We start from the raw sequence: 21,426 nt of genomic DNA, 5'->3' as shown, positions 1-21,426 counted from the left end.
TTGCTGGTTCAAGATGCAGTCTAAATGTTTGTTTACGTGATTAAATCTCGGCATGGCGTAGATTCTGCTTTTACTGCAACCAACGCCCTCGCTTCATTACGGGCATTCTGATGTCACGCAGCGGAACATTGCCATGCTCGAATCCATTGCCAACGGTTTACTCGCCACTCTCGGCAGTTTGAACGACGCGATGCTGGTCATCGGCACGTTCACTATTCTGCTTTTCGGTTTATTTATCAGCGCGTTAATTCTAATCACGCTGCGCCGCGCCGAGACCTTTTATCGCAGCGTTCCGACGCTGTTGACCACGTTCGGCATTCTCGGCACTTTTTTAGGCATCTCGACCGGCTTGCTGCATTTCGATGTCGGCAATATCGAGGCGAGCATTCCGCTGCTGCTTGACGGGCTCAAACTGGCATTCATCACCAGCATTACTGGCATTTTATTGGCGGTTATTCTGCGGCTGGCGCTGGTGCTGGGGCCAGAAGCGGGAACGGCATCTGCGCCAGCGGCGACTGCACTCAACGGCGACACGCTGCCGCACGATGTCACGCCCACGATGTTGTTGCAGCATCAGGCGCTCATGGCGGATGCACAATTGACCGCGACGCGCCAATTGGTCACGCAAATTGCGCAATTGGATAATCGCTTAATTCAAACGCTGGAACAGCAACATCATCAACAGCTTGCGGCGTTTCAACAGTTCGCTACGCAATTGGGTGAAATGGGTTCGCGGCAATTGATTGTGGCATTGGAATCCGTGATCCGCGATTTCAATACCAATTTGGGGGCGCAGTTTGGCGAAAACTTCGGCGACTGGATGTTTCAGTGGAAAAATTAGTGCGCTGGCAAGATCAATATCGTCAGCACATGGAAACGCTCACGCAGCAAATTGACCACGCAATCAACGGCGTAGCGCAGTCGGAAGCCAGTTTGCAGGCGTTGACCGAGCAGGCGCGGCAGATTTCGCGCTACATCGAAGATCAAAATAAAACGATGGTCGGTTTGCGGCGCGAAAGCATTGAATTGGAAGCATTACTTGGCAGCATCGCGGAATTGCGCGGCAAGGCGAAAGATGCGTTTCCGGCGATTGATCAGCGACTGAAAACGATGCTCGATAGCATTGAAAATGCAGTGCTTTCCGCGTTGAGTACCCAGCAGCGTGTGACGCAACAGGTTGGCACTCGGCAGTCGCATCATCCTGAATTTGCAGTGGTAGGACGCTGACATGAACGCCAACAGTCGCCTGAACACCGCTGGCGCAGACGATGAATTTCACTGGATCGCGCTGTCGGATTTGATGTCGTCGCTGATGATGATTTTTCTCTTTCTCGCGCTGCTGCACATGCTGCAAGTCAACAAAAATCATGTGGTTGAAACAAATGTGCGGATGACTGCGGTTGAGGCACGGCAAGCCATTTATCGCGCATTGGATACCGAATTTCAGGCGGATTTGCGGCGGTGGAATGCCGAGTTCGATCAAGCGACCTTGACGCTGCGGTTTCGGGAACCGGATGTGCTGTTTGATCGCAATTCGGCGCGGATTAAGCCGGAGTTTGATGCGATTTTGCGGGATTTTCTGCCGCGTTACGTCGCGCAATTGCGTCCGTTTCAAGCCGTGATTCGAGAAATTCGGATCGAAGGACACACGTCGAGCGAATGGCGACCGGAAAGCAGCGCGATGGAGGCATATTTCGCCAACATGGAATTGAGCCAGCAGCGCACCCAAGCGGTGTTGCGTTTTGCTTACAACTTGCCCGATTTGCAATCAGAACAATGGTTTCGGCAGCGGATCGCCGCAGTGGGATTGTCCTCATCGCGTCCGATTCGAGATGCAGCGGGACGAGAAATTTCTGGCGCATCGCGGCGGGTGGAATTCAGCGTGTTAACCGATTTTGAAGCGCGGCTGTTGGAGCCGATTCAGGTGAGATGAACAAATGTAGGAGTGACGCGGTTGAGCATTTATTGGTTCCCAAGTGCTACAAAATTCCCCCCTTTGAAAAAGGGGGCTAGGGGGATTTATCTTCGATGCCAAAGACTTAAATCTTTAAATCCCCCCTGCCCCCCTTTTGCTAAGGGGGAAAATTCGTGCCAACTGCGTCACGCCTAATTTCGATGAAATCTTCCGGTCTCATTGCGGTTTAATATCCACACGATTCGCTAATGTTAGCGCCCGCTATTTTTTCAACTCCGGTATGTGTTCCATGCGTCGTGTGATTTCGACTTTTAGTTGGTTAGTGGTTTTGACGATTATCGCGGTGTTAACGGTCGGAAGCATGATGCTGCTCGATCACGAACCGCTCATCAATCAAGATCAAACCGTGACGCCAGCCGAACGTGCGTGGGTGAAACAATGGTTGGCGAATAATCCGCCCCGGCGTAAACGCATCGGCGACGCAGTCAGTTTTAATCTGTCGGAACGCCAAACCAATTTGATTGCCAATACATTGCTCACGCAATTTGTGCAGGATCGTGGGCGCGTGGCGGTTCAATTGGAACCGCAACGGGCGCAGGTCACGATTTCGCTGGCGCTGCCGTGGGACCCAAATGACAGTTTCGTCAATCTTGCGTTTGATTTGGTGGAAAACGGCGCACTGCCGAAGATTGATAATGCGCGACTTGCCGGTCTGCCGATGCCGAGCGCCTTGGTGCAAATGTTGGCGGATCGCGCCCTCGCTGCGATCGAAAGCACCCAATCTATTCAACATGTTAGTTTGCAGCACGATCAATTAGCCGTGAATTATCTGTGGCGACCGGATTTGTTGGAACGCATCGGCAGTGGTTTTGTGGCCGATGCAGCATTGCCAACGCTGCTGCGTTATCAACGAGATTTGAGCGCCGCGCTGGTGACGCTGCGACGCGGGCGTCCAGTGCAACTCGCTGATTTATTAAAACTGTTGTTTACCAAAGCTGCCGAACAACCCGACAGCGCCGATCCCGTCGCCGAAAATCGAGCGGTGATTCTCGTGCTCGCTGCCTATGTCAACGGTCATCCGATCCGCGATCCCGCCGACACCAAAGCAACGCGCTTGCCCTACGCGCATCCAGTGCTGCTGCGCCAGCGTCAAGACCTCGGCCAACATTTTATGACTTCGGCTGCGTTGGTCACGCAGGGCGGCGATACCTTTTCGGGAATGATTGGTTGGTATAAAGAAATGTCCGATGCCAACGGCGGCAGCGGTTTTAGTTTTGCGGATATGTCCGCCAATCGTGCAGGCATTCGGCTGGCGCAGCGGGCGACGGCATCGCCAGACAGTGCGCGTCAAGTGCAACAGCGCATCGCGGCTGGCTTGACCGAAGATGATTTCATGCCGGTAATTGACGGTTTGCCGGAAGGAATGGATCAACAAGCATTTGCTGCGAATTTCGGCAATCAAAACAATGTGGTTTATCAAAAAATGATTCAATTGATCGACGAACGGATTAACGCAGCACGGCTGTTTCGACCGACGCCGTAATTCGCGCTTGTTTCTGGAATTTTTGCGACCAGTTTCTCTGCTCAACCATTTATCTTTCTGGAGCTTTCGATGCGTCATCCATTACTGCCTTGTTTATTATTTGGATTCCTGCTCGCGCCAGCCGCTCACGCGGATTGGACGCTTGACCCAGCGCGGTCTCAGCTCAATTTTGTGTCGATCAAAGCCAATAACGTGGCGGAAATCAACACGTTCGGCAAAATCGAAGGGCGCGTGACTGACGCTGGTCAGGTGACGATGCGGCTGGCGCTCGATAGCGTCGAAACGCTGATTCCTATTCGCAATGAGCGGATGCGCCAGTTTTTATTTGAAACGACCAATTATCAGGAAGCGGTGTTGCGGGCGCAGATTGATCCGCAGCAACTGGCAAATTTGGCGGTCGGCAGCATCGCGTCAATCAATGCGGAAGGAACGCTGCTGCTGCACGGGCTGGCGCAGCCGTTGACGCTGGCGCTGCAAGTGGCGCGAGTGAATGCGCAAACGGTGATGGTGGCGAATGTGAAGCCGCTGATTGTCGATGCCGCCAAGTTTGGAATGACCGAAGGCGTTGAAAAGCTGCGTCAATTAGCCGGTTTAAGCGCCATCAGTTCGGCAGTGCCAGTCACTTTTGTCATCACGCTGGTGGCGGATGCGCCAGCGCCGCAATAAATCGGTTTGGCGGCTGGTGCGTTCAGCCGCCAATTTCGACAGTTTTGTCGAACCGCAACCGCTGTTGTCGAACTGCCCGCCGCGTTTTTGAACCAACCACTTGATTTAACTGCATTAAAAACTTGGCATCACTCGTGCAACTGAATGAGCAACAACCCTGTGTTCATTCATCAACGAGGAAATCGTCATGTCCACTGCATCCCGTTTACTGCCGATCGCGCTGACCGCTCTGTTGACCGCTACGCCTGCCGCATTTGCTGGCAACGGACGCGGCGCTGCGCCAACCACGCCGCCGGTTCAGCCCACAGTTCAGCCCGTCACCACGACATTGAGCGCAGACGAAAGCGCAACGCTGGTGTTTATGCGTGAAGAAGAGCGGGTGGCGCGTGATGTGTATTTGCAATTTGATACGCTGTGGAATGCACCGCCGTTTGCCGGAATTGCGCAATCAGAACAACAACATATGGACGCGATCAAACTGCAAATGGATCGTTACGGCGTGGCCGATATTTCTGATCCGACCGTCAACGGCGTGTTTGCGAATACTGCGCTGCAACAGCTTTATAACGATTTGACGGTGAAGGGCGAAGCGACGTTATTGGCGGCGCTAAACGTCGGCGCGTTGATTGAAGAAGTAGATATTGCTGATCTGGAAGAGGCGATTGCTGCGACTGAAAACGTTGATTTACAACAGGTTTACGGTCATTTGCTGCGCGGCTCACGCAATCATCTTCGCGCTTTTGTGGCAGAAATTGAACGGCAAGGTGGCGATGCTTACGTCGCGCAACACCTGACGCAGGACGCAGTGGATGAGATTGTCAGCGCACCGATGGAACGCGGCGGTCCACGCGATGGAGCTGGCGCGGGTAATGGCACAGGTGCTGGCGCTCATGGAGCAAATGGCTCGCGGCGTTAATGCAGAACGAATGAAATAATCACGCTGGCGGTTAATAAACCGCCAGCGTTTTTTATTCCTCGTCGCTTTCATCTAACGATAATTCTTTTTGCGTATCTTCAATGACCAAATCTGATGTTTTCAAAACATCGTGCTTATGCGGAAAATCAAACAACTGTTTTTGTTCAAGCATATCGCGGATGGTGACAATTTGAATACAGGGATAATCACGACGTAGCAATGGATAATGATAAATGCCAGCCGCTAATGCTTCATCAAGCATATCTTTGGTTGGATCATTGAGCGTAATTAAAAATGCCATCACTGCCTGTTCTCGCGCTTGATCGCCTCTCAATTTAGCAATATCACCACGCCCCACCTTGCCTGATTTCACCTGAAACACGACTTTTTCACTGCTATGATTTCCAGTGATAATATAAGCAACGCCGTCAATTCCTTTATCTGCGCCCTTCTTTTCATTGATCGCTGCCTGATTATTGGTATAGGTCAACACCGCCCACTTCTCGAATTCTTTGCGCAGTCGATCATCTTTTTTGAGTGCCAACGCCTGCGCCGATGCCATATCTTTCGGAATACCAGATAACGTGATTGCATCTGCGATTTCAGCGCCAAACTTTTCTGTCATTCGTTTAAGAATAACGGCAATGCTTTGGTAAGTAATATCAATACCAATCCATTGGCGTTTTAATCGCTGCGCAACGGCAACGGTCGTGCCGCAACCGCAATAAGCATCTAAAATCACATCGCCTTCATTGCTGCTGGCTTGAATAATGCGCTCTAATAATGCTTCTGGTTTTTGCGTGGGATAACCGAGGCGTTCTTTAGATTGAGCTTGAATTGAAGGTATATCGCCCCAGTCATCACAAATAGATACACCACTCATTTCATCCAAGTAGCGTTTATATCTAGGCACAGCTCCGTGTTTGCTCTGAATGATTCTTCCCTCTTGTAACAGCAGCTCCATTTTTTCCTTGTTATATCGCCAGAATCTAGTGACTCCCATAAATTCATAACTTGGATGTCCACGACTCCCAGCACCAGGAGCAGCAAGATCACTAAGCGTATATCGTCTTCCATCTACATCTTGGTGTTTATAAAATTTCTCTAAATAGTCATCACTATATTTGGTAAATTGTTGGTTAAAAGTTCTTTTCAAATTCGCGTTTTTAGTATAGGTAAAAATAACATCTCTAACTCTACCCCAATTTTGCGCACCCTGTTTGTAGTCGTTCTTCGTATTTGTTCTTCTCCAACTAATTTCATTCACATAATCCCCACCACGCGGACAAAACACGCTATCTAAAATCAATTTCAAATAATGCGATGCAGTGGGATCGCAGTGTAAATAAAAGCTGCCGGTCGGTTTCAATACGCGCTGAATTTCATTCACCCGCTGCGTCATGCTGAGTAAATAAGACAGCAAACCGCCAGTGCCCAATACCGCATGAAGCCCTTTCATTAAATCAACCGTTTGCGTGGTATAGCGCCCATTTTCATTGCAGCTAATTTCACGCAAGGCTTGTTCTGCCAGCATGTTCCACGTCCAAGTATCAATAAATGCCTGTGCTTGCGCCTGATCTTCCTTACCGACATTGGTATAAATCTGGAAATAATTGCGTTTAGAATTAAACGGCGGATCGATATAACACAAATCAATGCTGTTTTTTTCAATCTTGTTGCGCAGCACTTCCAGATTATCGCCATAATAGAGTTCGTTATTCATATTTAATGCCCGGTTAATGGTGAATACATTGTTAGATGGAAAGTGCAGCGGGATTCTCTGACTTGATCGCGCTGTCTAATTGATGATTAACTGCCAAACTCAAACCGAAAATAATCCAAAATGCAGGCGCAACTGATACCACGCTATCATAAAACATCGCTGCAACAAGATAGGCAAACCAACCTGCATACAGTCCAGATGATAACATATAAAATTCACCGCTTGGCTGCGCCTTAGTTAATAACTGAAAAGTGCGCACTGCGTGTAAAATAATCATTGCCAAAAATGCGCAGGTTGCCAAACCACCGAGATTTAACCATGTTTGAATATACAGATTGTGAGGCTTATCAACAAAAGCCTCTGGCTGATTAAAAAAGCGTTTATAGCTATCCTGATTTGGAAAATACAGCGCAAAGGTATCTGGTCCGCGTCCCAATAAAACAGTTTCTCTCGCCATTTGCAGTGATCTAATCCAAATATACAGCCTTCCCGATCCCAGCGTTCCATAATGACGAATGAGGCGTTCACTCAAATGTTCTGGCGCAACTTGTATTGAATAATCAGCATGATGTTGATCTAAGGTGACAGTATTTGCCCGCTGCACTCCCCAGAAAATCAGCACTGCAAACGCTATCACTGCAACCAAACTCAATGCGCTCAACCATTTCCAATAGCGCAATAAGTCATGCCGCATGAAAACGCCAAACAATAAAAGCGCAGCACAAATGACAGCAATCCATCCGCCTCGCGCATGAGTGCCTGCCAGCACCAGCGCAAATAATCCTGTTAATACACCAAATCCAATGCGGCGAATTTTCGATTGAGAAAGAAAAAAACAGACGGCAGTCATTGGCAAAGCAAGCGCCATCATGCTGGCGACATTATTGGGATTATAGAGCGTTGCGTAAATCCAATACTTTGGAAAATTAAAATCTAAACTATTTGCAATACTCTGGTATTGGCTGGGCAAAATTAAAAACCGCCCCGCAGTGGTTTGAAAAATGTCAACGCCAATGAATTGGAATAAGCCAATGATAGAAATAATACAGAGTGCTGCTAACCATACTCCGAGAATTAACCACAGTTGTTTTAGTGTGCTGATAAAAAGATAGGCTCCGAGCATTAAAATCAAATAGGATAGCAAAACCCACATACCTTCATAACGTTCAAAAAAACCGCTAAATGCAATTGGATGATGCGCAGAAAATAGTGTGCTGAACACGATCATCATTGCGTAAATCATGAGCGGAATTTTAAGTCTGAACTGTCGGCGCGGTAATTGACCCAAATGATTTATTATTAACGCATTGACTAAAATAAACCCTGCGCAAAAAATGATTATTTGCGCTTTATAATATGAAAAGAAATCGAAAACGTATTCCGTGATCCAAAATTGTTGGTAATCCGGCGGAATTGGAATCACTTTTAACAAGACAATCAGCGGCACAATCCCCATTGCAATTAACAGTGGCAGCACTGCAAACGCATTTGGTAATTGTTGATTAACCTTGCCGCTTAACGGTTGAAATGTTGTTAACGCATCACGTTTTGGCGATGCGTTTCTAGCCAATTTATTTTTCTTCATTGCACATTACTGCTGTGTTGGTTGTTCTGGCGGACTAAACAAATTGCCAAAATCATCGCTATTCAATAACGTTGATCCGCTTTGCTCCGGCACGGTGATTTCAACTGGTGTAGTCATTGTGGTTGAAGCATCTAAACCCCAACTCACGATTTGCGGAAAAGTAATGATGAGAATAACCATGATGATTTGAATGACGAGGAAAGGCACTGCGCCCCAATAAATATCTACAGTACGCACCTGCGGCGGTGCAACTGAGCGCAAATAAAATAGTGCAAATCCAAATGGTGGGTGCATGAAACTGGTTTGCATATTCACACCCAATAACACGCCAAACCACACTAAATCAATGCCCAATTTAGCGGCAACGGGCGCGAGCAGTGGCAGAATAATAAATGCAATCTCAAAGAAATCGAGAAAGAATGCAAGCACAAAAACCAACAGATTCACGACAATTAAAAAACCCAGCGCACCACCCGGCAAGCCAGTCAATAATTGCTCAACCCATAAATCGCCGTTAATCCCGCGAAAAGTCAGACTAAACACACTTGATCCAATTAAAATAAACACGACAAAGCTGGTGATTTTTGCAGTCGCCGTCAATGATTGAATTAAAACTTCTAAATTGAGTCGTCGTTTAATGATCGCTAATAACAATGCACCCACTGCACCCATTGCGCCGCCTTCAGTTGGTGTTGCCCAGCCAATGAAAATTGTTCCTAATACGAGAAAAATCAGGGCTAACGGCGGTATTAACGCAATTAATACGCGCACTGCCAGCGCCCAACCATGCAGCGTTCGTGCTGCTAATGGCAATGCTGGTGCGTGATTTGGTCGCCATACCGTCACGCCAAAAACATAAATTAAATAACACGCAGTTAACAGCAATCCGGGCAATAATGCGCCCTGATACATCGCACCGACTGAGCGCCCCAATACGTCGGCCATCACAATTAATACTAATGATGGTGGAATGATTTGCGCGAGCGTGCCGCTGGCGGTAATAACGCCGGTTGCAAACGGTGCGTGATAGCCGTAGCGCAACATAATTGGCAATGAAATTAAACCCATTGCGATGACTGATGCCGCAACGACGCCGGTAGTTGCTGCCAGCAATGCGCCAACAATAATCACGGCATACGCTAAACCGCCGCGAATACTGCCGAACATTTGCCCCACAGTGTCGAGTAATTCTTCTGCCATTCCGCTGCGTTCTAAAATCAAGCCCATAAACGTAAAAAAAGGAATGGCTAATAGAATTTCGTTGCGCATGATGCCGAATACACGATCGGGTAATGCTTGCAATAGTGCTGGTGTTAATAAGCCAAATTCAATGCCGATCCATCCGAAGAGTATTCCGACTGCTGCCAATGAAAAAGCGACTGGATAACCAATGAGTAAAAACAGCACCAATGCGGTAAACATCATCGGGGCAAGATTTGCAATGACCCAAGTTTCCATTTCAATCTCCGTGTTTTGAAGCAGACTGATTGCGTAATACGGCAACCGCTTTAATGATTTCTGCAACGCCCTGCGCTGCGAGCAGGCTAAAGGCAATGGGAATGGCGAGTTTCATTGGCCACCAGAGTAATCCGCCGGGATTCATTGAAGATTCATTTTGCTGAAATGACAACAGAAAATAATCCCAAGCGTTCACTGAAATTAAAATGCACACTGGTAATAAAAAAAGCAGTCCGCCAACGATGTCAACGATTGCTCGCCAGCGGGTTGATAAGCGGGTATAAATAATATCAACGCGAACATGTCCTTGTTCTTGCAGCGTCCACGGTGCGCATAATAAAAACACCAGTCCAAATAAAAACCACTGCGCTTCAATCATCGCGTTTGAGCCCCAATCGAAAAGATAACGCAATGTTGCAGCAAGTGCGCTGAGAAGCACTGCGCCGAGAATGAGCCAAACGCTGGCGCGACCTATTTGGCGGTTGCATAAATCAATGAAATGCGCGAACTGTAATAAGCGGTTCATGGTGCAATTGATTCCGAATACATTGGTTGATGAGAACGCAGACGCCGTGCTCGAAAAAACTGGCGCAGCATTTCCGCGCATTCAATAGTAAGAATACCGCCATAACAGGCAGTACGATGATTAAAACGCGCATCAGATGGCAATAGATTAAATACGCTGCCGCAAGCGCCAGCTTTCGGATCAAATGCGCCAAAAATAACGGTGTCAATTCTGGCGTGAATCATCGCGCCAGCGCACATGACGCACGGTTCTAAGGTGACGTAAAGCCGCGTATTCGGCAGGCGATAATTGCTGACGCGCTGCCCAGCATCGCGCAGCGCCTGAATTTCGGCGTGGGCGCTGGCGTCGTGATGCGCAATCGGGCAATTCCAGCCCTCGCCGATGAGCTCATCGTTGCGCACCAGCACTGCGCCAACCGGCACTTCGCCGAGATTCGCGGCGCGTTCGGCGAGCGCCAGCGCCAATTTCATCCAGTCTGCGTCGGTCATGGCATTAACGCTGATGCCGATATGACCACGGCGTTTGTTGGTCGCCAGCGCGACTCCAGATGCCGCGCCGCGCCAATTTCGCCTCACGTTCGGCACGCACAAAGCGATCATCGTCGCAATAACGGGCATAAACGGCAGCGTTGCCGCTTCTCACTTGTTCTAAATTGAGCATTCGATGATCGGCGCCGCCCATGTACACATCCGCGACGGTGCGTCCGTAACGGTCGGTATCGGTGATGTCGAGTTCCAACTGTGATGGCGCGAGCCGCCGCAGCGCCGCAGTGGAACGTGCGCCCCACGGTGTTTGGCTTTTTTCAGGTGCATCAATGCAATGCAGACGAACGCTGATTGATTTTCCGCGACAGTTCACGCGCAGCGTGTCGCCATCGACCACCTTTTCGAGTTGGCATCGCTGGCGCTGGGAAGCGCTGTTGTTCCAATACGCGACCGTACTGCAAACGAATAAACTTAAAAAAATAAGTAATGTTTTGCGTGACATGGAGACATGACCTGCGTTGGTGAGAGAAATACGAGACGAAAAAAAGGCGGTTATGGTAACAACCATAACCGCCTTTTCATGTTGGAGCCGAGATGGGGATTCGAACCCCAGACCTACGCATTACGAATGCGTTGCTCTACCAACTGAGCTACATCGGCGAATAAGCGCGGAATTGTAAAGGTTGTTGGCGTTATCCTCAAGTGATCGTTGCTGCGCACTGCGCTGCCTCTGCCAGAATTGAACGCAAATGGCTATGCTAACATTCAGCAACTGAAGACTTTTCTGGGCGCGACCTGCTGCGATGCGTCGCTGATTTTTGATGATGAACTGGGATGAGGAATTTGGGGTGAATGTGCGTTTACTTGCCGTGATTTGTGGTTTGGCACTACTTGGCGCAAATCTGAGCGGCTGTGCGGGGAATGCCAAAAATGTGCGCACAGATGAGATTGCTGCCGAGGCGATGAATCTTGAGGCATTTCCGCAAATTGTGCTGTCGAATGCGCCCCGCGCTGAAGCGAAATCGGTCGCGATGGGTGCGGCACGCAGCAAAGGCTGGTCATCAGTCGTTCAACGGAAGATCGTTTCATCGTGCAGCGCCAGCTCGATGCTAATGCGCTTGCTGATCTTGCAGCAGATGCCAAATTCAAACCCGGCGCAGTGCTTGAAATCACGTCTTATTTTGTGGAACAGGGTGGCGGAACTAAGGTGGCGACCAAAGCCGAATTAGTCGCTCCTGCGATCAGCGACAAACCCGCCCAGCGCACTGATTACACTGAAAATCTTCACGCTGCGTTGACCGAATCGCTGTCGTCACTGCGTGAATCTTGGGCAGAAAATCGCAGTCGATTGGCTCGCGCCACTCCACCTGCGGAAGGATTCAAAGATGCGTGGGCAAAGGATGCGCCGCCAGTCGAAAGTCGCACGATTCGAGAACCCAGTCAGCCAGCCCAGCCCGTTGTTTCCTCAGTGGCTACCGCAGACGAAGCATCTGCGGAGTCTGATGAAACGGTTGAACCGGACATGACTCCAGTTGCCCGACCGCCAGTGCGTCCTGTGTCGCCGCCAGCACCAGTGATGCAAGTTGCACCGCCACCGGCTCCTAAACCGAATCTACCGCCTGCTGCGGTTGTTAAATCAGCGACTCCGCCGAGCGTGGCAAAAGTGACTCCAGCGCCCGCAAAGCCAGTCGTTGCGACAAAATCCGCGCCAGCGACAACGGTCGTGACTCCGCCTGCGGCAAAACCCGCACCTAAACTCGCAGCAACTGCTGCGTCATCTGCTCCAAAACCCGTACCTGCATCATCAAAAACTGTGGCAAAAACAGCACCGTCCGCAAAACCAGTTGCCGCAGCAAAACCTGCGCCCGCGCCAGTTGCCAAAGTTGCAGCGACTGCCTCTGCTAAATCACCAGATAAATCAACAACATCGAAACCAGCAGCAAAACCCGCACCTGTCGTGACTAAACCCGTTGCCAAAGCCAACAACATGATGGAACTGCCTAAACCAAAATCAGCACTCACCAGCTCGGTCAGTTTTGCGGCGCAGGCTGAGGCATACGCGAAGCAGCGCGGTTGCAAAGTCGGCAGTAAAGGCACCAATTTGATTGAATCGCGCAAAGATGGCGAAATCCATAAAGTGCCCTGTGTTGGCACCGATAGCGTGCTTGTGAAATGTCAAAAGGGAAGCTGTAAGAGCCTGTTATAACGGTGATCCATTTGTCTTCATTAGAGAAAACAACGCGCATGAAAATCTCTTACACCATCGCTTATGCCATTCTTATAAGCGGTCTTGTTGCCTGCAACTCTTCGGAATCTGAGCAAACCGCTACAGCGACTAACGCGAATGCGAGTGAAGAAATGCTTGATTTAGCAGCAGCGGGCGATTTAACGGGAATTAATCAACTGCTTTCGACTCAGCGCCAGCCCGATGTGCGCGATAGTTGCAACTGGACGCCCTTGATGAAAGCGGCGCTGTACGGACACACGCCAGTCGTAGCACGGCTGCTCGATGCGGGCGCGAAAATTGACGCAGTGGATAAAGGTGGTTACACCGCGATGATGTTGGCTGCTTCCAACAATCACGCGACTGCTGTGGATTTGCTGTTGCAGCGCGGCGCGATGGTCGATCATCAAGAATCCACTGAAGGCTGGACGGCGCTGATTTGGTCGGCAAAACAAGGTCATACCAAAACAGTAGAAACGCTGCTGCGTCATCACGCGGATCGCACTTTGAAAGATTTTGGTGGCAAAACTGCGTTGCAGTGGGCGACTGAAGGCGGTCATGCCGCAGTCGTGGCGTTGCTGCAAGCGAGTTGAATGGAAGTTCAGCCGGTGAGGTTCAAAACGATGACTGCTTGCATTATCAGTTTGATTGCATTGTGTTTATTGCCGTTAACCACAGTGGCCGCGACGCTCACCGGCGCACCTGATTTGACTGCGCACCCAGTGGGTTATTTGGCACTGGTGATCTTTGCGTTAGCGTATCTATTTGTCATGGCAGAAGAATTTGTGCATTTGCGCAAATCCAAGCCGGTCATCATCGCTGCCGGCGTCATTTGGTGTCTGATTGCGTATGTTTACGCCCAAAACGGTCAGTCGGCGTTGGTCGAAGCAGCAGCGCGGCATAACCTGCTGGAATACTCGGAGTTGATGCTGTTTTTGCTGGTGGCGATGACCTACATCAACGCCCTTGAAGAGCGACGGGTGTTCGATGCGCTGCGGAGTTGGTTGATTCGCAAAGGATTTGATTTTCGGGCGCTGTTTTGGATGACCGGAGTGCTGGCATTTCTGATTTCGCCAATTGCCGACAATTTGACGACGGCACTATTGATGTGTGCGGTGGTACTGGCAGTCGGCGGTGACAACCGGCGTTTTGTCATGCTGGCCTGCATCAATATCGTGGTCGCTGCGAATGCTGGCGGTGCATTTAGTCCGTTTGGTGACATCACCACGCTGATGGTGTGGCAGCGCGGAATCGTTGATTTTTTCACTTTTTTCAAGCTGTTCGTGCCAGCGGTCGTGAATTTCTTGATTCCAGCACTGCTGATGCACTTCGCCATTCCGAACCTCAAACCCGCTGCGAGCACTGAAATTGTGCCGATGCAGCGCGGTGCACGGCGGATGATTGCGTTGTTTTTATTAACGATTATCACGGCAGTGAGTTTCCACAACTTCCTGCATCTGCCGCCAGTGTTGGGAATGTTGACCGGTTTGGGTTATCTGCAACTGTTCGGGTTTTATCTGCGTCGCAGTCATCAACGCGGACATGCCCATCAAGTCGCGTTGGTTGGCGAGATGACGCCATTTGATGTGTTTAATCAGGTGGCGCGGGCGGAATGGGACACGCTGCTGTTTTTCTACGGCGTGATTTTGTGCGTCGGCGGGCTGGGGCAGTTGGGTTATCTGGCGCTGGCGTCAGATGTCATCTATTCCCAGTGGGGCGCGACGCTGGCCAACATTACCGTCGGGTTGCTGTCGGCGATTGTCGATAACATTCCAGTGATGTTTGCGGTGCTGACCATGAATCCGAATATGGACGAAACGCAGTGGTTATTGGTCACGCTCACGGCTGGCGTGGGCGGTTCATTGCTGTCGATTGGCTCGGCAGCGGGCGTGGCGCTGATGGGACAGGCTCGCGGCGCTTACACCTTTTTCGGGCATCTCAAATGGATGCCAGCGATTGCGCTCGGTTATGCCGCCAGTATCGCCGTGCACCTGTGGTTGAATAGTTAGATCACTCAGAAGCAGTATCGCGCTCATGCCAAACCAAAAACCATTGATTCGCATCGAAATTAGCAAGGAATATCTCAATTTCAGCGCCGGTCATTTCACGCTGTTTTCTGCGACCGAACGCGAAAATCTTCACGGGCATAATTTTCAAGTGCAGGCAGCGGTGACAACGACCGTTGGCGCAGACGGGCTGGCGTTTGATTATGTGTTGCTTAAACGGGTATTAAAAACCTTGTGCGATCAATTAGATGAGCGCGTGTTGCTGCCGCAGCAGTCGCCGTATTTACGACTGGAGCAGCGCGACGGAATGCTGCTCGCGCATTTTGCCGATGAGCAGATTCCCTTTCTCCACCGCGATGTGCTGGCGCTACCGCTGCGCAATGTCACCATCGAAGAATTGTCGGCGCTGTTGCTGGCGCGGCTGCGCGAGCATCCAGATTTAGCTGCTCACGAGATTTGCGCCATTGAACTCGGCGTATCGTCTGGGCTGGGACAATGGGCGTTTTCATCTTGGGAGCAGCAAACCGCATGAATTTGTTAATTATTACCGGCGCGAGTTCTGGCATTGGGTTAGCGATTGCCCAGCAATTTAGTGGCAACGGCTGGCGCGTCATCAACATTTCGCGCAGCCCGTGTCCAGAAGCAGCGGTCATCAATTTGCCCTGTGATTTGGCGGAACCGGATGCAGTGTTGGCGCTGCAGCCCGCGTTGGAACCAGAATTGACTGCTGCAACGCGGATTTGTCTGGTGCACAACGCCTCGGTGATGCAGTGTCATCCGATTGACAACTTGCCGTCTGCCGATTTGCGCCGCGTGTTGGAATTAAACCTCGTCGCCGCCAATACGCTGAATCAACTCGTGATTCCGCACCTAAAACCGGAATCTAGCGTGATTTATATCGGCTCCACGCTGGCGGAAAAAGCCGTGCCCGGTGTCGCTAGTTACGTCATCGCCAAACACGCGCTGGTCGGCATGATGCGAGCGACCTGTCAGGATTTAGCCGGACGCGGCATTCACACCTGCATGATTTGCCCCGGCGTGACCGATACTCGACAAGTACGCGATTTGATTGCCAGCAATCCAGACATGCTCGCGGCGTTCACCGCGCTGTCGGCATTTAACCGATTGATTGAGCCGACAGAAATTGCCGCAGCAGTCGCGTTTGCTGCGCAAGCGCCAGTGCTCAACGGCGCAGTGATTCACGCCAATCTCGGTCAGCGCGAGCGGTAACGACATTCGGCAGCAGCCAGCGCCGCGCTATACTTTTGATTTCAACCAACGCGATTCAGCACTGATGATAAGCCTATGAGTATCAAAGAATATCGCACTGCAATTGAAGCCCGTGGCGGTTTGCTCGTGGTTAAAAATACGCCCGGCGTCGCGTTTGGCGACCGTGTGCAAATCGAAGATCACGCCGGTCAGATGCGCAACGGGCAGGTCATTCGCGCTGCCGACAACGAGGTATTGATTCTCGTTTTCGAGGGCACTGACGATCTCGACCTCGAAAATACGTGGATTCGGTTTCTGGATGAACCGGTCGAAATCGCGCTGTCACCAGAGATTTTAGGACGCGAATTCAACGGTTTAGGCGTTCCGCGTGACGGACGTCCGCCAGTGTTATCAAGCCTACGCCGTCCGGTAAGTGGTGCGGCAATTAACCCAGCAGCACGGACTTATCCGCGTGAGTTCATTCAAACGGGTATTTCCACGATTGATGGATTGAATAGCTTGGTGCGCGGGCAAAAATTACCGATCTTTTCTGGCTCTGGATTACCGCATAACCGATTGGCTGCGCAAATCGTGCGGCAAGCCAAATTGGTCGATCAAGAATCGAGTTTTTCAATTGTGTTTGCGGCAATGGGCGTGTCGTATGCGGATGCTAAATTCTTCCGCGATGAATTCGCCAATTCCGGCGTATTGCGCAATGTGGTGATGTTTATCAATCTCGCTGATGATCCACCAGTGGAACGATTAACTTTACCGCGCACCGCATTAACTGCGGCAGAATATCTGGCTTATGATTTAGATCGACATGTGCTCGTCGTATTAACCGATATGACCAATTACGCCGAGGCATTGCGCGAAGTAGCGACCGCAAAAGGCGATGTGCCAGCACGCAAAGGTTATCCCGGTTATCTCTATTCAGATTTGGCGGAAATCTATGAACGCTGCGGGCGTATTCACGAGCGTCATGGGTCAATTACGATGATGCCGGTGGTGTCGATGCCATCCGATGATATTACGCATCCAATTCCGATTTAACCGGTTATATCACCGAAGGGCAAATTGTGTTATCGCGGGAATTGCACAATCAGGGCATTTATCCGCCGGTGCATATTTCACCGAGTTTATCGCGGTTAATGAAAGATGGCATTGGTAAAGACGACACCCGCGAAGATCATCCGCGAGTCGCTGCTCAATTATACGCACTGTATGCGCGGGCGCAGGAAACGCGCAATTTAGCTTCAATTGTGGGTGCGGATGAATTATCCGAACGTGATCAACGTTATCTCAGTTTTGCGGATGCGTTTGATACGCAATTTGTCGGGCAGGGTGAATCTGAAGATCGTTCAATTGAAGGGACATTAAATCTGGCGTGGGAATTGATGAGCCATTTTCCCCGCGATACGCTGACGCGAATGAAAGAGACTGATTTAGCGAAGTATTATCGAGAAACCGAATAGCAGTTTTGACAGCATTGAAGCTCGCTGTTTGCAGCGAGCTTTAACTTTTTCTATATCATTCCGGCATATAAATTGATAACACGCGCTGTAGATTTAATCCGCTAATTGGCTTAACCAGAAAAGCGTCAACGCCATAGGTTTTTGCAGTTTTCACATTAACCATCGTCGCATTGCCACTCACCAAACACACGAAAGTTTCCGGCGACCACGATTTAATTTGTTTTAAGACATCCATACCATCTAAACCCGGCATTTCAATATCGAGAAACACTAAATATGGGCGTTGCCGGAAAAACTGTACCAATGCCTGCCGTCCATTGTCTGCTTCAATAATTTTACTGAGCTGTTTTTCGCGTAATAGGCGCACCAATAATTTCAATGATAATGACATATCATCTGCAACCAACGCGATCGCTTCTTTTAATGGAATGCGCGGGCGGAATTGAAAGCGCACACGCTGCTGTTGATCCATAAATAACGCTGCGTCTTCTGGCGTGACCGCATTAGGCGGTACGTTCGTCGTATTATCCGCATTGAGCATTCGCCAGCCCTGCCGCCGCAGAATTTCCAATTGATCGTCATCATCAAAAATCTGTCCTTTACTGACAAGCGGAACACCGTTAGCTAAATACAGGTTATAAGGCATTGGCTCGCCAGCTATGATGTCGAGTGCAATTGCTGGAGCCATTAACGTCATTGCTGCCATAAATGCGCCATATCCTCAATTAAATCGGCGACCTCACTTATATCACCCCGTAACACTTGAAATTCCATCGCGCCAGCTAAACGCGTTAATTCGGGCATTCCAAAGTTGGTTCCGACACCTTTAATTTGATGTGCTTGTGAACGTAATTCATCCCAATCCGCAGCGATATACGCAGCACGCATTCTCGCTAAACGCTGCGGCAATTCAGCATGAAATTGGCGCTGCAACTGCGCTAGTTCAGGATCATTTTCAAGCTGTAACGAATTGATTTTCACTGCGTGATGCGCATGTTCTCCCTGTGGCAAATAGTGCATCAGCATTTGATAAAACGCATCCAAATGAATTGGTTTGGGTAAATAAGTATCACAACCCACTGCCAGCGCAGCTTCAATATCGCTGCGCTCAACATTTGCACTCAATGCCACAATGGGTTTGTCAAAACCAGTCAACCGCAATAATTCAGTTGCATCTAATCCGCCCATTACCGGCATTCGCATATCCATCAAGACTAAATCGAAATTTGTTGTGCTTTTTCACTGCTTCTGACCATTTTTTGCAATTTCACCTGTAGCCCGCAGCGGCGCAAATACAGTGCAATTAAATCTTGATTGGCGCGATTATCGTCAGCCAGCAAGACGTGCCGAATAGCGTTGGTGCGCGCACGGTGCGCACCGGACGAACACCAGATGATTGATTAAATTCGTGCAGGTCCCACACCAAATCTGCTGTATCAATCGGTCCAGTTGCCAGCGTGACAGTAAATACGAACCAACATCGACTGCGCTGGAGACCTGAATTTCGCCGCCAAGTTGTTCCGCCAATTCTTTGGAAATCGACAGCCCCAAGCCAGTGCCACCAAAACGCCGCGTGGTGGAACGCTCTGCTTGCGCAAAGGCTCAAACAGTGCCTCGATGTGCTCATCTTCAATGCCACAGCCGGTGTCCTGTACCGAAATTGCCAGTAGCTCTTGTTCCGATATAAAGCTGATAATCAAGCGTACTGCGCCTACATCAGTGAATTTGATCGCATTACTGAGCAGATTGAAGATGATTTGCCGTGCTCGCGTAGGATCGGTGTAAATGTGCAATGGCAGCGGCGGCATGAAATGCACACCAAATTCGAGTTGTTTTTCTCAGTTTGCGCTCGCGCGAGTCTACCGTTCCCGCTAACAGCTCCGGCAGCGAAGTTCGGAGATATTCCAGCTCGATGCGTTTGGCGCGAATCTTTGAAAAATCAAGCACATCATTGAGTAACGCCTGAAGATGCCGACCGTTACGGATGATGGTATCGACCGCATGAGCGCGTTCGGCGAGCGTTTGCCGACTGTCGGTCATGGTTTCGCAAAGCCGATGATCGCAGTCAATGGCGTGCGAATTTCGTGGCTCATATTCGCCAAAAACTGCGTTTTCATGCGCATGGCATCTTCAGCCGCTTGCCGCGCAATCTCTAATTCCTCTTCGCGTTTTGCGCTGCTGAGATCACCAAAAACTCCAAGATAACCAACGGTTTCGCCGTCATTATTCCGAATGGCTTGAATGCTCAACAGCTCCAGATATTCCTCACCAGTTTTGCGCCGATTCCACACTTCACCGCGCCAGCATCCAGTTTTCGCCAGCGTGTCCCACATTTCTTGATAAAACTCCGGGGATGATGACCGGATTTGAGAATGCTGGGATTTTGTCCACGCGCTTCGGCTTCGGTATAACCGGTAATGCGCGTAAAAGACGGATTACCGCAGTGATACGCGGAATACGATCAGTAATCACAATGCCGTCTCGCGCTAGAGTGAAAATGTGTTTCACTGCTTGGCGCAAACAGAATTCAGCATCAGGATCAAGTGGAGCTGCTGTAGGCATGGCGTCCAATACAAGATTTCAGAATAATTGTTGAAACAATCAATCACAATGAAACAGCTTTATTCATTAAGCACGACGCGCAGCGAGCAATAACAGCAACCCACCAGCAATATAACAACTCATCATCAGCGCCATTCCTGTTGTTTCTGGCACCATTGACCGGGACCAAATAACAGCACCAACGTTCCACAAATTAACAACGTTGCACCGCTAATGATTTGACTCAACACTGGCGCACTCGCTGGTTGAGTGGTTGGTTTATTGACTGGCTCAATCGTGCGCAACCGTTTGTCATACGCCATGAGAATACGATACGCAATTAACGGCAATTCTGGCGTTTGATCGGCAACGGAATAGATATTGCGTTTGGTGCGATCAAATAAGCCTTTAATGCCAACCTGATCTTTCATCCAGCGTTCCATATACGGTTTGGCGGTTGTCCATAAATCCAATTCTGGATAAAGCATTCGCCCCAAACCTTCGATATTCAACAGCGTTTTTTCTAACAACACCAACTGCGGTTGAATTTCCATATTGAAACGCCGAGCGGTTTGGAATAGCCGCACCAGAAAATGCCCGAATGAAATCTCTGCCAGCGGCTTTTCAAAAATCGGTTCGCTGACGGTACGATTGCGCTTTCAAATTCATCAACGCGAGTGCCATGTGGAACCCAGCCCGATTCAACGTGCAATTCAGCAACGCGCCGATAATCGCGTTCAAAAAACGCCAGCAAATTCTCGGCTAAATAACGCTGATCTTCGGTGGTGAGCGTTCCGACAATTCCGAAATCAATTGAAATATAACGCCCAGACGGTTCAACAAAGATATTGCCGGGGTGCATATCGGCATGAAAAAAGTTATCGCGGAATACCTGCGTAAAAAAGATTTCAACGCCGCGTTCACCCAATAATTTCATGCTCACGCCTTGCGCTTTGAGCGTTTCAACATCACTCACTGGTGTGCCATAAATCCGCTCCATGACCATGACTGTTGGGCGCGTCCAATCCCAATAGACTTCTGGAATATACAGCATGTCGCTGTTCTGCCAATTGCGCCGAATTTTTGAAGCGTTGGCGGCTTCGCGTTGCAAATCCAATTCGTCACAAACGGTCTTTTCGTATTCGCGCACACTT

Annotated in this window: 21 protein-coding genes, 1 tRNA gene and 4 pseudogenes; 11 read left to right on the top strand and 15 right to left on the bottom strand. The window is 49.8% G+C overall.

The features are described from left to right. Positions 1-133 precede the first annotated feature (133 nt). From CXB77_RS08450 to CXB77_RS08430, 5 genes and pseudogenes are all read left to right on the top strand, one after another. Positions 134-1,227, top strand: a pseudogene (locus CXB77_RS08450) (hypothetical protein). A gap of 1 nt (position 1,228) precedes the next feature. Then, the gene (locus CXB77_RS08445) at positions 1,229-1,933 is read left to right on the top strand and encodes an OmpA/MotB family protein (RefSeq protein ID WP_105073547.1); all 705 of its coding nucleotides are present in this window, start codon (positions 1,229-1,231) and stop codon (positions 1,931-1,933) included. Between the two features lie 271 nt (positions 1,934-2,204). Beyond that, complete coding sequence (locus CXB77_RS08440; RefSeq protein ID WP_242445570.1) at positions 2,205-3,458, top strand: hypothetical protein; 1,254 nt, start codon at positions 2,205-2,207, stop codon at positions 3,456-3,458. A 69-nt stretch (positions 3,459-3,527) separates the two neighbouring features. Beyond that, a complete protein-coding gene (locus CXB77_RS08435) occupies positions 3,528-4,124 on the top strand; it encodes a YceI family protein (RefSeq protein ID WP_105072734.1) in 597 nt (198 codons plus the stop codon). A gap of 187 nt (positions 4,125-4,311) precedes the next feature. Continuing rightward, the gene (locus tag CXB77_RS08430) at positions 4,312-5,040 is read left to right on the top strand and encodes a DUF2202 domain-containing protein (RefSeq protein WP_105073545.1); all 729 of its coding nucleotides are present in this window, start codon (positions 4,312-4,314) and stop codon (positions 5,038-5,040) included. A gap of 52 nt (positions 5,041-5,092) precedes the next feature. On the opposite strand, the gene CXB77_RS08425 is transcribed toward CXB77_RS08430, so the two are convergent. From CXB77_RS08425 to CXB77_RS08395, 7 genes are all read right to left on the bottom strand, one after another. Then, on the bottom strand, positions 5,093-6,763 hold the full coding sequence (locus CXB77_RS08425; protein WP_105073544.1) for a DNA methyltransferase: 1,671 nt from the start codon (positions 6,761-6,763) through the stop codon (positions 5,093-5,095). Between the two features lie 31 nt (positions 6,764-6,794). Then, positions 6,795-8,006, bottom strand: a complete 1,212-nt coding sequence (locus CXB77_RS08420; RefSeq protein WP_172452602.1) for an O-antigen ligase family protein — start codon at positions 8,004-8,006, stop codon at positions 6,795-6,797. A 348-nt stretch (positions 8,007-8,354) separates the two neighbouring features. Next, complete coding sequence (locus CXB77_RS08415) at positions 8,355-9,806, bottom strand: TRAP transporter large permease (protein WP_105073542.1); 1,452 nt, start codon at positions 9,804-9,806, stop codon at positions 8,355-8,357. Position 9,807: 1 nt separating this feature from the next. Further along, positions 9,808-10,332 (bottom strand): TRAP transporter small permease subunit, encoded by a 525-nt coding sequence (locus CXB77_RS08410; RefSeq protein ID WP_105072731.1) that lies wholly within the window; start codon positions 10,330-10,332, stop codon positions 9,808-9,810. Beyond that, a complete protein-coding gene (tadA, locus tag CXB77_RS08405; RefSeq protein ID WP_105072730.1) occupies positions 10,329-10,820 on the bottom strand; it encodes a tRNA adenosine(34) deaminase TadA in 492 nt (163 codons plus the stop codon). Before tadA ends, CXB77_RS08410 begins: the two co-directional genes overlap by 4 nt. Before the next feature lie 4 nt (positions 10,821-10,824). Further along, on the bottom strand, positions 10,825-11,319 hold the full coding sequence (locus CXB77_RS08400) for a thermonuclease family protein (protein WP_105072729.1): 495 nt from the start codon (positions 11,317-11,319) through the stop codon (positions 10,825-10,827). An 82-nt stretch (positions 11,320-11,401) separates the two neighbouring features. Continuing rightward, positions 11,402-11,477 (bottom strand) — tRNA-Thr (locus tag CXB77_RS08395). Positions 11,478-11,907: 430 nt separating this feature from the next. Between CXB77_RS08395 and CXB77_RS23055 the strand changes: the two genes are divergently transcribed. The 6 genes and pseudogenes from CXB77_RS23055 (at position 11,908) to CXB77_RS08360 (ending at position 17,731) form a co-directional block, all read left to right on the top strand. Next, positions 11,908-13,023, top strand: coding sequence for a hypothetical protein (locus CXB77_RS23055; protein ID WP_146108774.1), 1,116 nt, complete (start codon positions 11,908-11,910; stop codon positions 13,021-13,023). A gap of 38 nt (positions 13,024-13,061) precedes the next feature. After that, positions 13,062-13,634 carry an ankyrin repeat domain-containing protein gene (locus CXB77_RS08380; protein ID WP_105073539.1) on the top strand — a complete coding sequence of 191 codons (573 nt, stop codon included), beginning with the start codon at positions 13,062-13,064 and terminating at the stop codon, positions 13,632-13,634. A 30-nt stretch (positions 13,635-13,664) separates the two neighbouring features. Continuing rightward, positions 13,665-15,050, top strand: coding sequence for a sodium:proton antiporter NhaD (gene nhaD / locus CXB77_RS08375; protein ID WP_105073538.1), 1,386 nt, complete (start codon positions 13,665-13,667; stop codon positions 15,048-15,050). Positions 15,051-15,075: 25 nt separating this feature from the next. Then, positions 15,076-15,579, top strand: a complete 504-nt coding sequence (locus CXB77_RS08370; RefSeq protein ID WP_105073537.1) for a 6-pyruvoyl trahydropterin synthase family protein — start codon at positions 15,076-15,078, stop codon at positions 15,577-15,579. Beyond that, positions 15,576-16,277, top strand: coding sequence for an SDR family NAD(P)-dependent oxidoreductase (locus CXB77_RS08365; protein ID WP_105073536.1), 702 nt, complete (start codon positions 15,576-15,578; stop codon positions 16,275-16,277). The genes CXB77_RS08370 and CXB77_RS08365 overlap by 4 nt, the downstream gene beginning before the upstream one ends. Before the next feature lie 75 nt (positions 16,278-16,352). After that, positions 16,353-17,731: pseudogene (locus CXB77_RS08360) on the top strand (V-type ATP synthase subunit B). A gap of 55 nt (positions 17,732-17,786) precedes the next feature. On the opposite strand, the gene CXB77_RS08355 reads toward CXB77_RS08360, so the two are convergent. From CXB77_RS08355 to CXB77_RS23045, 8 genes and pseudogenes are all read right to left on the bottom strand, one after another. Beyond that, positions 17,787-18,437, bottom strand: a complete 651-nt coding sequence (locus tag CXB77_RS08355; protein ID WP_105072721.1) for a response regulator transcription factor — start codon at positions 18,435-18,437, stop codon at positions 17,787-17,789. Beyond that, entirely contained in the window at positions 18,425-18,940 is a 516-nt protein-coding gene (locus tag CXB77_RS08350) for a response regulator (protein WP_105073535.1), read from the bottom strand. Before CXB77_RS08350 ends, CXB77_RS08355 begins: the two co-directional genes overlap by 13 nt. A 5-nt stretch (positions 18,941-18,945) precedes the next feature. Then, the gene (locus tag CXB77_RS23050; protein ID WP_277949381.1) at positions 18,946-19,071 is read right to left on the bottom strand and encodes a hypothetical protein; all 126 of its coding nucleotides are present in this window, start codon (positions 19,069-19,071) and stop codon (positions 18,946-18,948) included. Continuing rightward, a pseudogene (locus CXB77_RS08345) lies at positions 19,061-19,539 on the bottom strand (ATP-binding protein). Before CXB77_RS08345 ends, CXB77_RS23050 begins: the two are co-directional and overlap by 11 nt. Next, a pseudogene (locus tag CXB77_RS23745) lies at positions 19,466-20,064 on the bottom strand (histidine kinase dimerization/phospho-acceptor domain-containing protein). Before CXB77_RS23745 ends, CXB77_RS08345 begins: the two co-directional pseudogenes overlap by 74 nt. After that, a complete protein-coding gene (locus CXB77_RS19195) occupies positions 20,024-20,293 on the bottom strand; it encodes a hypothetical protein (protein WP_146108772.1) in 270 nt (89 codons plus the stop codon). The pseudogene CXB77_RS23745 and the gene CXB77_RS19195 overlap by 41 nt, the downstream one beginning before the upstream one ends. Before the next feature lie 125 nt (positions 20,294-20,418). Beyond that, complete coding sequence (locus CXB77_RS21610) at positions 20,419-20,826, bottom strand: hypothetical protein (protein WP_242445569.1); 408 nt, start codon at positions 20,824-20,826, stop codon at positions 20,419-20,421. Next, positions 20,796-21,422, bottom strand: coding sequence for an AarF/UbiB family protein (locus CXB77_RS23045; protein WP_277949380.1), 627 nt, complete (start codon positions 21,420-21,422; stop codon positions 20,796-20,798). The genes CXB77_RS21610 and CXB77_RS23045 overlap by 31 nt, the downstream gene beginning before the upstream one ends. Positions 21,423-21,426: the final 4 nt, after the last annotated feature.

This window comes from Chromatium okenii, assembly GCF_002958735.1.
GTDB lineage: Bacteria > Pseudomonadota > Gammaproteobacteria > Chromatiales > Chromatiaceae > Chromatium > Chromatium okenii_A.
This window is presented reverse-complemented; position numbering and strand designations above follow the sequence as displayed.

Coding starts and splice junctions, on each gene's coding strand:
- CXB77_RS08445 (WP_105073547.1), top strand. CDS start 1,229: ATGAACGCCAACAGTCGCCTGAACACCGCTGGCGCAGACGATGAATTT.
- CXB77_RS08440 (WP_242445570.1), top strand. CDS start 2,205: ATGCGTCGTGTGATTTCGACTTTTAGTTGGTTAGTGGTTTTGACGATT.
- CXB77_RS08435 (WP_105072734.1), top strand. CDS start 3,528: ATGCGTCATCCATTACTGCCTTGTTTATTATTTGGATTCCTGCTCGCG.
- CXB77_RS08430 (WP_105073545.1), top strand. CDS start 4,312: ATGTCCACTGCATCCCGTTTACTGCCGATCGCGCTGACCGCTCTGTTG.
- CXB77_RS08425 (WP_105073544.1), bottom strand. CDS start 6,763: ATGAATAACGAACTCTATTATGGCGATAATCTGGAAGTGCTGCGCAAC.
- CXB77_RS08420 (WP_172452602.1), bottom strand. CDS start 8,006: ATGATTTACGCAATGATGATCGTGTTCAGCACACTATTTTCTGCGCAT.
- CXB77_RS08415 (WP_105073542.1), bottom strand. CDS start 9,806: ATGGAAACTTGGGTCATTGCAAATCTTGCCCCGATGATGTTTACCGCA.
- CXB77_RS08410 (WP_105072731.1), bottom strand. CDS start 10,332: ATGAACCGCTTATTACAGTTCGCGCATTTCATTGATTTATGCAACCGC.
- tadA (WP_105072730.1), bottom strand. CDS start 10,820: ATGACCGACGCAGACTGGATGAAATTGGCGCTGGCGCTCGCCGAACGC.
- CXB77_RS08400 (WP_105072729.1), bottom strand. CDS start 11,319: ATGTCACGCAAAACATTACTTATTTTTTTAAGTTTATTCGTTTGCAGT.
- CXB77_RS08380 (WP_105073539.1), top strand. CDS start 13,062: ATGAAAATCTCTTACACCATCGCTTATGCCATTCTTATAAGCGGTCTT.
- nhaD (WP_105073538.1), top strand. CDS start 13,665: ATGACTGCTTGCATTATCAGTTTGATTGCATTGTGTTTATTGCCGTTA.
- CXB77_RS08370 (WP_105073537.1), top strand. CDS start 15,076: ATGCCAAACCAAAAACCATTGATTCGCATCGAAATTAGCAAGGAATAT.
- CXB77_RS08365 (WP_105073536.1), top strand. CDS start 15,576: ATGAATTTGTTAATTATTACCGGCGCGAGTTCTGGCATTGGGTTAGCG.
- CXB77_RS08355 (WP_105072721.1), bottom strand. CDS start 18,437: ATGGCAGCAATGACGTTAATGGCTCCAGCAATTGCACTCGACATCATA.
- CXB77_RS08350 (WP_105073535.1), bottom strand. CDS start 18,940: ATGGATATGCGAATGCCGGTAATGGGCGGATTAGATGCAACTGAATTA.
- CXB77_RS19195 (WP_146108772.1), bottom strand. CDS start 20,293: ATGCCTACAGCAGCTCCACTTGATCCTGATGCTGAATTCTGTTTGCGC.
- CXB77_RS21610 (WP_242445569.1), bottom strand. CDS start 20,826: ATGGAAATTCAACCGCAGTTGGTGTTGTTAGAAAAAACGCTGTTGAAT.